Origin of the sequence: uncultured Georgenia sp. (genome assembly GCF_937958535.1) — a bacterium.
Taxonomy (GTDB): domain Bacteria; phylum Actinomycetota; class Actinomycetes; order Actinomycetales; family Actinomycetaceae; genus Oceanitalea.
In genome coordinates this window covers 1-11,034 of record NZ_CALGNQ010000137.1, presented here as the reverse complement: position 1 = coordinate 11,034, position 11,034 = coordinate 1, and the positions used below count along the sequence as shown (strand labels likewise).

The following is an 11,034-nucleotide window of genomic DNA, read 5'->3' as shown; positions in this document are numbered from 1 at the left end:
TCGACGGCATGGACGTCGTCAACATGAGCATCGGCTCGGCCTTCTCCACCTTCCCGCAGTACCCCACGGCGGTCGCCGCCGACAACCTCGTCGAGGCCGGCGTCGTCGTCGTTGCGTCCATCGGCAACAGCGGGACCGAGGGCACCTGGTCCGCCGGTGCCCCCGGCGTGGGGGAGAAGGTCATCGGCGTCGCCTCCTTCGACAACGTCGCCGTCAAGGCGGCGGTGTTCGAGGTCGACGGCGAGCAGGTCCCGTACATGCCGGCCTCCGGCTCGCCGGCGCCGCCCACCGAGGGCTCCGTTCCCCTCGCCCGGCTCGGTGCGCCCGGCACCGCCGAGTCCACCGCGTGCGCGCCGATCGAGGCCGACCTCAGCGGCCAGGCGGTGCTCATCGAGCGCGGCGCCCACACGTCGACCCCCGACTGCGACGCCACCTTCTACGCCAAGTCGCTCGCCGCGCAGAACGCCGGCGCCGAGGCCGTGGTCCTCTACAACAACGTTCCCGGCCTGTTCTCCGCGACCGTCGCGGGCGCCGAGGAGATCACCATCCCGGTGGTCGCCGTCGACCGGGAGGCCGGTCTCGCGCTGGACGCGACCGTGGCCGACGACGGCGCGACGCTCACCTGGACCGACGAGATCATCGACGCGGCCAACCCGACCGCCGGCCTGATCTCCAGCTTCAGCTCCTACGGCCTCACCGCCGAGCTGGACCTCAAGCCCGACATCGGCGCCCCGGGCGGAAACATCTACTCCACCTACCCGCTGGAGCAGGGCGGGCACGCCGTGAACTCGGGCACCTCGATGTCCTCCCCGCACGTCGCGGGCGCCGTCGCGCTCCTCCTCGAGGCACGCCCCGACGTGGGCACCGAGGAGGTTCGCGACGTGTTGCAGAACTCCGCCGACCCGGCCGACTGGTCGCTCATCCCGGGCGCGGGTTACCTCGAGCCGGTCCACCGGCAGGGCGCCGGGATGCTCGACATCGACGACGCCATCCAGGCGACGACGACGGTGACGCCCGGCAAGCTCGCCCTCGGCGAGTCGGAGGGCGGCCCGGTCACCCGCGAGCTCACCCTCACCAACGACGGCGACGAGGACGTCACCTACACCCTGTCCTCGGTCGACACCATCGCCACCGCCGACGACCCCGCGGACCCGGGCTTCTACCTCACCGAGTCCGAGGTCGTCATGCCCGACGAGGTCACCGTGCCCGCGGGCGGCAGCGCCACCGTCGAGGTGACCATCGCGCCGGAGGAGGGGATGGACGAGCTGCTCGCCCAGTACGGCGGCTACATCGTCCTCACGCCGGAGGAGGGCGAGCCGCTGAGCGTGCCCTTCGCCGGGTTCGCCGGTGACTACCAGTCGCTCCCGCTGCTGGAGAACCTCGACGACATCGCCCTGCCCGCCCTCGGCAAGCTCACCGGCTGCGACCGGCTGATCGAGATCGACTGCGTCGCGGGCGGCTCGTGGGACCTGGTCGAGAAGGACGAGGTCTTCACGCTGCAGGACGGCGACGTCCCCACCGTGCTCGTCCACCTCGAGCACCCGGCGCAGTCGCTCACCTTCACCATCTTCCGGCCCATGCCGGAGGGCCCGGGCGTGCGTCCGCAGGCCGTCACCGACGGCCAGGCCATCGCCCGGCACATCGAGTACGTCGGCCGCGACGCCGGCACCGACTTCACCGCCTACACCTGGGACGGCACCCGGTCCAACGCGGACGGCAGCCGCAGCGACGTGCCCGACGGGCGCTACATGCTCGAGATCCGCGCGCTGAGCCCGCTCGGCGACCCGGACAACCGCGACCACGTCCAGATCGCCTCCACCGTCCCGTTCATCATCGACCGCGACGGTGACGGCGAGATCCCGCCGATCGAGCCCGAGGAGCCACAGGAGCCCACGCCGCCCGCGCAGCGGTACGGCTTCTTCCTCAACGACGGGTGGGACGGCGTGCCCGAGCACGTCTTCCAGTACGGTCGGCACACCGACGAGGTCCTCATCGGTGACTGGGACGGCGACGGCAAGGACACCATCACCGTCCGCCGCGGGAACCGCTACTTCGTCAACAACGCCGCCAAGGGCGGCCCGGCGGACCGCGTGTTCACCTACGGCAAGGCCGACGACGTCGTCCTGGTCGGTGACTGGGACGGTGACGGGGTCGACACGCTGGCCGTGCGCCGTGGGGCGACCTACCACGTGAAGAACTCCCTGCGTGGTGGCGACGCCGACCACGTCATCCAGTACGGCCGCTCCGGTGACGACGTCCTGGTCGGTGACTGGGACGGCGACGGCCGCGACACCTTCGCGGTGCGCCGCGGGGCGACCTACCACGTGAAGAACTCCCTGCGCGGCGGCGATGCCGACGCGGTCTTCACCTACGGCCGCTCCGGTGACCACGTCCTCGCCGGTGACTGGGACGGCGACGGCCGCGACACCTTCGCGGTACGGCGCGGGGCGCAGTACTTCGTGAAGAACTCCCTGCGCGGAGGCGACGCGGACGTCGTGATGACGTACGGCCGCGCCGACGACGAGGTCTACGTCGGCGACTGGGACGGCGACGGCAAGGACACCATCGGCGTCCGCCGCACCCCCTGACCCGGCACCGCCTCACCCCCGGTGAGCCGGCTCACCGCCGAGGCCCCGCACCGACCGGTGCGGGGCCTCGGTGCTGCCGGGCCTCCTCGACCCAGGCTCCGACGGCGTACGGTGGCACCGATGACCCGTCGCAGCGCACCGGCCCTCGCCACCACGCTCGCTGCGCTGGGCGTGCTCGCCCCGCTCGGGGCGACCGCCTCGGTGGTGCCCGCCGACCCGCTGCCCGCCCCGGCGGACATCCCCGCCGTCGTCTCGGGGATGAGCGAGGATGAGCTCGTCGGCCAGATGACGTGGGTGCACGTCTACGGCACCGGAGCCCACGACACCTCCCGCGCCGCCGAGAACCGCGCCCGCTACGGGGTGGACACCCCGGCGCAGGTGGTCGAGCGGTACCACCTCGGCGGGGTCCTCTACTTCGCCTGGGCGGGCAATACCGAGGACCCGGAGCAGATCACCGAGCTCTCCGCCGGCCTGCAGGAGGCGGCGTCCGCGGCCTCGGGCATCCCGCTGGCGATCACCGTCGACCAGGAGGGCGGCGCGGTCTCCCGCATCGGTCCACCGGCCACCGCGTTCCCGGGCGGGATGGCGCTGGGCGCCACCGCCGACCCGGACCTCGCCCGCGCCCAGGGTGAGGTGCTCGGCGCGGAGCTCGCCGCGATGGGGGTGAACGTCGACTTCGCACCCGTCGCGGACCTCAACACCAACCCCGCCAACCCCGTCATCGGTCTGCGCTCCCCGGGTGCGGACCCCGACCTCGTCGCCGAGCTGACCGCCGCCCAGGTCGAGGGTCTGCAGTCGCAGCACGTCGCCGCGGCGGCCAAGCACTTCCCCGGCCACGGTGACACCGACGTCGACTCCCACACCGGGCTGCCCGTCGTCAGCGGCGACCCGGCCACCCTCGACGCGCACCTCGAGCCGTTCCGCGCCGCGGTCGACGCGGGAGTCGACATCGTCATGTCCGCGCACATCGTCGTGGAGTCCCTCGACCCCGAGCTGCCCGGCACGCTGTCCCCCCGCGTGCTCACCGGCCTGCTCCGCGACGAGCTGGGCTTCACCGGCCTCGTCACCACCGACGCGCTCGACATGGACGCGCTCAAGCAGCTGCCCGGCCGTCCGCTCGACGACGGCGACATCGCGGTGCTGGCGATCCAGGCCGGCGCCGACATCCTCCTCGGCTCCCCGGACGTCGCGGCCGCCGTCGCGGGGGTCCGCGCGGCGCTGGAGGACGGGCGCCTGACCCGGGAGCGCCTCGAGGAGTCCGTCACGCGGATCCTGGGGTGGAAGGTCGAACGCGGCATCTGGGACAGCGCCGACCGGCCCGGGCTCGAGGTCGTGGGCAGCGACGCGCACGCCACCGTCGCCCGGACCGTCGCGGAGCGGGCGGTGACCCTGCTGCGCAATGACGGTGACGCCGTGCCCCTCGACCCGGCGACCGACCGGCTGCTCGTCGTCGGCGCCGGGACCGCCTGGCCGGAACGGCTCACCCCGCTGCTCGCCGCCGAGGGGTTCGCCGTCTCCGAGCGTCTGGAGAGCGGAGGGCACCCCAGCGCCGGCTACCGTGCCGCCGCGGTCGCGGCCGCCGTCGACGCGGACAGCGTCGTCGTCGCCGTCGACGACCTGGCCGGCAGCACCGCCCAGCGGGCCCTCGTGGCCGAGCTGGCGTCCGCCACGTCCGTCCCGGTGGTCACCGTGCTCGCCGGCGCCCCCTACGACCTGGCTGTCGTCCCGGAGGAGGTCATCGTCGTCCTCGCCTCCTACGGTGCCGCGAGCGTCAACCACGCGGGGGTCGCCGGCGTGCTCTCCGGCCGGGTCGCCCCCACCGGACGCCTGCCGGTCGAGGTCACCACCGCCGACGGGGACGTCGTCGCCGAGCTGGGCTTCGGCCTGCGCACGACGCGGGAGGTGACTGCGCCGGAGGTGACGTTCACCGACCTGCCCGGCACCGACGAGGACGCCGTCGTCGTCCCGGACGTCCCGGGCGTCACCTACCTGCTCGACGGCGATCCGGTCGGACCGGGCAGACACCCCGCGACCGGGTCGGTCGTCGTCACGGCCGAGGCGCGGGACGGGTTCCACCTCGCCCCCGGGACGGCCGCGAGGTGGGAGCACACCTTCGACGCGACCGGCCCGACACCGGGGCCCAGCCCCGCGCCGGACGGCGCCGACGGCGAGACCGCCGGCCCCTGGCTCGTGGTCGCCGCGGGTGGGGTCGCCGCCGCCCTGGCGGTCGTCGCGGCCGTCCGGCGGAAGCGCTCCTGAGCCGGACGACTGGGCTGTTCCTGCTCCTGTTCAGTGATAACTGGGTCACAGTTCAGTAACATTCTCGGTTTGGTAAAGATGCAGGTCAGCGTCACCTTCGCGACGCCCGTTGTTACTTCCCACTCATCCCTGCGACCGGTCAAGCACTCGCCAAAGGCAGGAAAGGGTGGCATGGTGGACGGCTGTTCCGTCCAACCCGAGTTTGCGATGCCCGCCAGCAGGTGCGGCGATCGTGAGCGGTCGCTGTCGTTATCGCGACCAACCCGAGCCGCTGTGAGGTGAGCGTGAGCGCGCTACGCGCCGAGAACGTCTACAAGGTCTTCGGGCGCCGGTCCCAGGAAGCCGTCCGCCGGCTCCGCGACGGCGCCACCCGCGACGATGTGAGATTGCTGGGTACGGCCGCCGTCATCGACGCCTCCTTCGAGGTCAAGCAGGGCGAGACCTTCGTCGTCATGGGGCTGTCCGGCTCCGGGAAGTCCACCCTGATCCGGATGCTCAACGGGCTGCTGACCCCGACCGCCGGATCCATCCACCTGGGCGACGCCGACATCACCCAGGTCTCCCCCGCCGAGCTGCGCCGGCTGCGCCAGGAGCGCATCTCCATGGTGTTCCAGCACTTCGCGCTGCTGCCGCACCGCACCGTCCTGGAGAACGTCGCCTACCCGCACGAGATCCGCAGGACCGCGAGGGAGGAGCGCCTGGACAAGGCCCGGGAGGCCATCGCCCTCACCGGTCTGGCCGGGTGGGAGGACTCCCTGCCGGTCCAGCTGTCGGGTGGCATGCGCCAGCGCGTCGGGCTCGCCCGCGCCCTGGCCGCCGACACCGACATCCTCCTCATGGACGAGGCGTTCTCGGCGCTCGACCCGCTGATCCGTCGTGACATGCAGGAGCAGCTCGTCGAACTGCAGGCCACCCTGGGCAAGACGATCGTCTTCATCACCCACGACCTCAACGAGGCGATGTACCTCGGTGACCGGATCGCCGTCATGCGCGACGGCCGCATAGTCCAGATCGACACCGCCGAGGAGATCCTGGCCCACCCCGCGGACGACTACGTCGCCAAGTTCATCGCCGACGTCGACCGCTCGCGCATCATCACCGCCGGCGCCCTCATGCGGCGGCCGCAGTCCGTCGTCCAGCTCGGCGGCGGCCCCGGGGTCGCGCTGCGCGAGATCGAGCGCACCCAGGGCTCGGCCGCCTACGTCGTCGACCGTCAGCGGGTCCTCCACGGCACCGTGCACGACGACGACCTCATCGCGGCGCAGCGGCGCGGCGACGTCGACCTGCGCGGCGTCATGCGCCCGATCGTCGGCTCCGAGGTCCACCCCGACACCCCGCTGTCCGACCTCTTCGCCTCCGCCGCCGAGGCGCCACTGCCCCTGGCGGTCACCGACGAGCGCGGACGGCTGGTCGGCGTGGTCCCGCGGGTCCGGATCCTCCAGGCGATGGCCCGTCCCAACGGTGACGGGGAGACGACCGACGACCGTGAGCCGGTCGCGGCCGCGAGCGAGGGGAGCCGGGCATGAGCGACCTGCGCATCCCCGTCGGCGCGTGGGCCGAGGAGGCCATCGACTGGCTGACCGGCGCGCTGGGCGGCCTCTTCCGCCTCATCAGCACGGTCCTGCGCTGGCTGTACGACCTGGCCGAGCAGATCTTCACCTCACCGGACGTGTGGTGGGTCGGTCTCGTGCTCTCCCTCGTCGTCGCCGGCGCCGTTCTCCTCGCCAAGGACTGGCGCTGGGCGGCCGGGACACTCGCCGCCCTGCTCGCGTACTGGGTGGTGACCCAACAGCTCGTGCCCGAGCCGGACTTCTGGTTCGTCGCCGTCGTCCTGGCGCTCGTCGCGCTCGTCGTCAAGGGCTGGCTGCTCGCGGTGGCCGCGGCCCTCGGCTTCGTCCTCATCTTCGCGATGAACCAGTGGGACAACGCCGTGCAGACGATCGCCCTGGTGCTCGTCGCCAGCGCCATCGCCACCCTGCTGGCGATCCCCACCGGCATCCTCGCCGCCCGCAGCTCCGTCGCCTCCGCGATCGTGCGGCCGGTGCTCGACTTCCTGCAGACGATGCCCGCCTTCGTCTACCTCATCCCGGCGATCATGCTCTTCCGCACCGGTGTGGTGCCCGGCATCATCGCCTCGATCGTCTTCGCGATGGCGCCCGGGGTGCGGTTCACCGAGCTCGGCATCCGGCAGGTCGACCGCGAGGTCGTCGAGGCGGGCCACGCCTTCGGCGCCACTCCGCGCCGGATCCTGCGCCAGATCCAGCTGCCGCTGGCGATGCCGACGATCATGGCCGGCATCAACCAGATCATCATGCTCTCGCTGTCGATGGTCGTCATCGCCGCGATGGTCGGCGCCCCCGGCCTGGGCCAGGACGTCGTCACGGGCCTCACCGGTCTGCGCGTCGGGCTCGGCGTCGAGGCGGGGCTGGCCGTCGTCATCCTCGCCATCTACCTCGACCGCGTCACCGCCGCGCTCGGGGACCGCTCCCCCGTCGCCCGCGCCCAGAAGATCCGGGCCTCCGACGACTGACCGTGCGCCCCACGCGGGGCGTCTCCCCGACCCGGCGGGTACACCCAGCGGGGTCCACAACCCAGAAGGAATGACACAGATAACGATGCAGATCACGCGACGTCACGTCACCGCTCTTGCCGCCACCACCGCTGTCGCCCTCACCCTCGCCGCCTGCGGCTCGGACGACGGCGGCGACGACGGCGCCGGGGGCGACTCCGGCAACGGCGAGGACAAGGCCATCACCATCGGCATCCACGGCGGCTGGGAGGAGGGCATCGCGGCCTCGCACCTGTGGAAGCACATCCTCGAGGAGCAGGGCTACGAGGTCGACATGCAGACCGCCGACGCCGGTGTCATCTTCACCGGACTCGCCCAGGGCGACTACGACGTCAACTTCGACACCTGGCTGCCGCTGACCCACGGCCACTACCTCGAGGAGTTCGGCGACGACCTCGAGGAGCTCGGCATGTGGCTGGAGGAGGCGCCGCTGACCATCGCGGTCAACGAGGACGCCCCGATCACCTCGCTGGCCGAGCTCGCCGACAACGCCGACGCCTTCGGCAACCGCCTCGTGGGCATCGACGCCGGCGCCGGGCTGACGAAGATCACCCAGGAGGAGGTCATCCCGACCTACGGCCTGGAGGGCATGGACTACATCATCTCCTCCACGCCGGCCATGCTCGCCGAGCTGAGCGCGGCCATCGATGCCGGGGAGAACGTCGTCGTCACGCTGTGGAAGCCGCACTGGGCCTACGACGAGTTCCCCATCCGTGACCTCGAGGACCCGGAGGGTGCCCTCGGCGAGCCGGACGACATCTACGCCTACGGCACCGCCGGCTTCTCCGAGCGGTTCCCCGAGGTCGCGGAGTGGATCGCCAACTTCACGATGACCGAGGACCAGCTCCACTCGCTGGAGAACATCATGTTCAACGAGCTGGACGGCGAGGACAACGACGCCGCGGTCGAGCAGTGGCTGGAGGAGAACCCCGACTTCGTCGACTCGGTGATCGGCGGCTGACCGCCTCCTTCTGCCGCACAGCCGTACCTGACGAGTGCGCCGTCCCCAACGGGGCGGCGCACTCGTCGTCTGTGACCGGCGCGGCGGTGTCCCCTCTCACGTGTCCCACCAGGCAACGCCGCGGCGCGGTCCGCGTGGGCCGGACGTACAGTGGTACGGCCCGGGCCGGGCCGTCCCGCGGCCCGTCCACCGCCGGCCGCGCCACGCCCGCGCACGAAGGGCACCCGCCTCCCATGACCTCAACCACGACGCCTGTCACGACAGCCGCCCACGGCGCCACGACGCACCCGCGTTTCCGTGCCGACATCCAGGGCCTGCGTGCGGTGGCGGTGCTGCTCGTCCTCGCCTACCACGCCGGCGTGCCGTGGCTCTCCGGGGGCTACACCGGGGTCGACGTCTTCTTCGTCATCTCCGGGTTCCTCATCACCGGCCTCATCGTCCGGGAGGTTCAGCAGACCGGGCGGCTGAGCCTGCCGCACTTCTACGCCCGGCGCATCAAACGGCTGCTGCCCGCCACCTCGGTCGTCTTCGTGGCCGTCGCCGCTCTCACCGTGCTCGTCCTGCCGGTGACCCGCTGGCGCGACATCGCGGGCGACATCGTCGCCAGCGCGGTCTACCTCGTGAACTGGCGGCTGGCGGACCGGTCGGTGGACTACCTCGCCGCGGACGCCGCACCCAGCCCGCTGCAGCACTTCTGGTCGCTGGCGGTGGAGGAGCAGTTCTACATCGTCTGGCCGCTGCTCATCGTCGCGCTGTTCTGGCGCCGGCGGCGCGGGAGCACCACCCGCCGCCTGTTCTGGGGGCTGCTGGCCATCGCCGTCCCGTCCTTCCTCTGGTCGGTCCACCTCACGACGGCGAACCCCGGTGCCGCCTACTTCGTCACCACCACCCGGCTGTGGGAGATGGCGGTCGGCGCCCTGCTCGCCGTCCTCGTCGCGCGCACGGAGCGCATCCCGGCCCGCGTCCGGCGGGTGGTCGGCTGGGCCGGCCTGGCCGCGATCGGGTACGCCGCGCTCACCTTCGACGCCGCCACCGCATTCCCCGGTGCCGCGGCCCTCGTCCCCACCCTGGGGGCCGCGGCCGTGCTGCTCGCGGGCGGCGGCGACGGCAGCGGTGAGGTCCGGGCGCTGACCGCGGCCCCGATGCAGACCATCGGCGCCTGGTCCTACTCCCTCTACCTGTGGCACTGGCCGCTGCTCGTGGCCGCCACCGCCGTCTGGGGCGGAACGGACGGCAGCCTGGGGCTCGTGCCCGGCCTGCTCGTGGTCACCGCCTCCGCGCTGCCCGCCTGGCTCACCTACCGGACCGTGGAGCAGCCCTTCCACCGCTCCCGGCGGCTGCGGGTGCCCTGGCGCGCGATGGTCCTGGCGGCGGCGTGCGTGGCCGTGGGACTGGGCAGCGCCGGGGCCATCGGGTACGCGACCACCCGGGAGGCGCCGACGGCGGCGGACGCCCCGGGCGCGGAGGTCCTCGGCGACGGCCCGACCACCGACGCACCGGCACCCGCGCCGCCCGACACGGTCTCCCAGGTCACCCCGGCCCTGGCGGACGCCCCCGACGACGTCGCCGACGTCTACGCCGACGGCTGCCACCAGGACCAGCACAGCGCGGAGGTCACCTCCTGCGTCTACGGGGTGGAGGACTCCGACACCGTCGTGGCCCTCGTGGGCGACTCCCACGCGGCCCACTGGCAGCCCGCCCTGCGCGACCTGGCCGAGACCAACGGCTGGCGGCTGGAGACGTACACCAAGTCCGCCTGCCTCTTCGCGGACACCGTCGTGTGGGACGCCGGCGAGGAGAAGCCCTACGAGAGCTGCGCCGCCTGGCAGGCCGCGGTCCGCGCGCGCCTGACGGCCGACCCGCCCGACATCGCGGTGGTCAGCTCCGCCGGTTCCTACCGCCTGGCCCGGGACGGGGAGCGGATGAGCATCGCGGACTCCGCCGAGGGGCTCGCGAGCGCCACGGCGGCGAACTGGCAGGCGCTGGAGGACGCCGGCATCGAGGTCGTGGCCATCGTCGACACCCCCGCGCCCGGTTTCGACGTCCCGGAGTGCGTCGCCGAGAACCGCGACGACCTCACGGCCTGTGCCGTCCCCCTGGCGGAGGCGGTGGCGCGGTCCGGGGCCTCGCTGCACCACGCCGCGGCCGCGCTCGCCCCCGCCGTCGACCTCGTCGACGTCACGGCCTACGTGTGCCCGTGGGAGGAGTGCGTACCCGTGGTCGGCGGGGTATTGACGCACAGCGACGCCCACCACCTCACGGCGACGTACTCCCGGTCACTCGCGCCGCGTCTGGAGGAGCACCTCACCCCGCTGGTCCGCTGACCGCGGGGGTGGTCAGCGGGGCGGCTCGACCCGGCGCGCCTCGTCGGCGAGCAGCACGGGCACACCGTCGCGGACCGGGTAGGCGAGGGGGTTGTCCGGGTCGGTCGAGACGAGCTCGGGCGTCCCGTCCGGGGCCGTGCCGTCGACGAGCTCGGCCCCCGTCACCGGACACCGGAGGATCTCCCGCACCCAGGGGTCGATCGTCGCCGGCTGCTGCGACGCACTGCTCATCTGCTCGCTCCCTCCCCTGCCGCACCCGCGGCGTCCGCAGGCTCCAGGCTAGCCGCTCCGGCTCAGTCTGCCTCGCCGCGCAGCACGCGAAGGTGCCCGCGG

The 11,034-nt window shown here is 72.8% G+C and carries 7 protein-coding genes; 6 read left to right on the top strand and 1 reads right to left on the bottom strand.

Annotation, left to right across the window (positions count from 1 at the left end; all coding sequences use genetic code 11):
- From Q0195_RS07740 to Q0195_RS07715, 6 genes are all read left to right on the top strand, one after another.
- The coding region (locus Q0195_RS07740; RefSeq protein ID WP_299276709.1) for a S8 family serine peptidase at positions 1-2,588 on the top strand (2,588 nt) is incomplete at its 5' end.
- 120 nt (positions 2,589-2,708) lie between these two features.
- Positions 2,709-4,847 carry a glycoside hydrolase family 3 protein gene (locus tag Q0195_RS07735; protein ID WP_299276708.1) on the top strand — a complete coding sequence of 713 codons (2,139 nt, stop codon included), beginning with the start codon at positions 2,709-2,711 and terminating at the stop codon, positions 4,845-4,847.
- A 278-nt stretch (positions 4,848-5,125) separates the two neighbouring features.
- Positions 5,126-6,373 (top strand): glycine betaine/L-proline ABC transporter ATP-binding protein, encoded by a 1,248-nt coding sequence (locus tag Q0195_RS07730; RefSeq protein WP_299276706.1) that lies wholly within the window; start codon positions 5,126-5,128, stop codon positions 6,371-6,373.
- Positions 6,370-7,377, top strand: a complete 1,008-nt coding sequence (locus Q0195_RS07725) for an ABC transporter permease subunit (protein WP_299276703.1) — start codon at positions 6,370-6,372, stop codon at positions 7,375-7,377. The genes Q0195_RS07730 and Q0195_RS07725 overlap by 4 nt, the downstream gene beginning before the upstream one ends.
- 70 nt (positions 7,378-7,447) lie before the next feature.
- Complete coding sequence (locus tag Q0195_RS07720; RefSeq protein WP_299276701.1) at positions 7,448-8,377, top strand: glycine betaine ABC transporter substrate-binding protein; 930 nt, start codon at positions 7,448-7,450, stop codon at positions 8,375-8,377.
- Positions 8,378-8,610: 233 nt separating this feature from the next.
- Entirely contained in the window at positions 8,611-10,701 is a 2,091-nt protein-coding gene (locus tag Q0195_RS07715; RefSeq protein ID WP_299276698.1) for an acyltransferase family protein, read from the top strand.
- Between the two features lie 12 nt (positions 10,702-10,713).
- Here Q0195_RS07715 and Q0195_RS07710 read toward each other — a convergent pair whose 3' ends face one another.
- A complete protein-coding gene (locus Q0195_RS07710; protein ID WP_299276696.1) occupies positions 10,714-10,932 on the bottom strand; it encodes a hypothetical protein in 219 nt (72 codons plus the stop codon).
- Between the last annotated feature and the right edge of the window lie 102 nt (positions 10,933-11,034).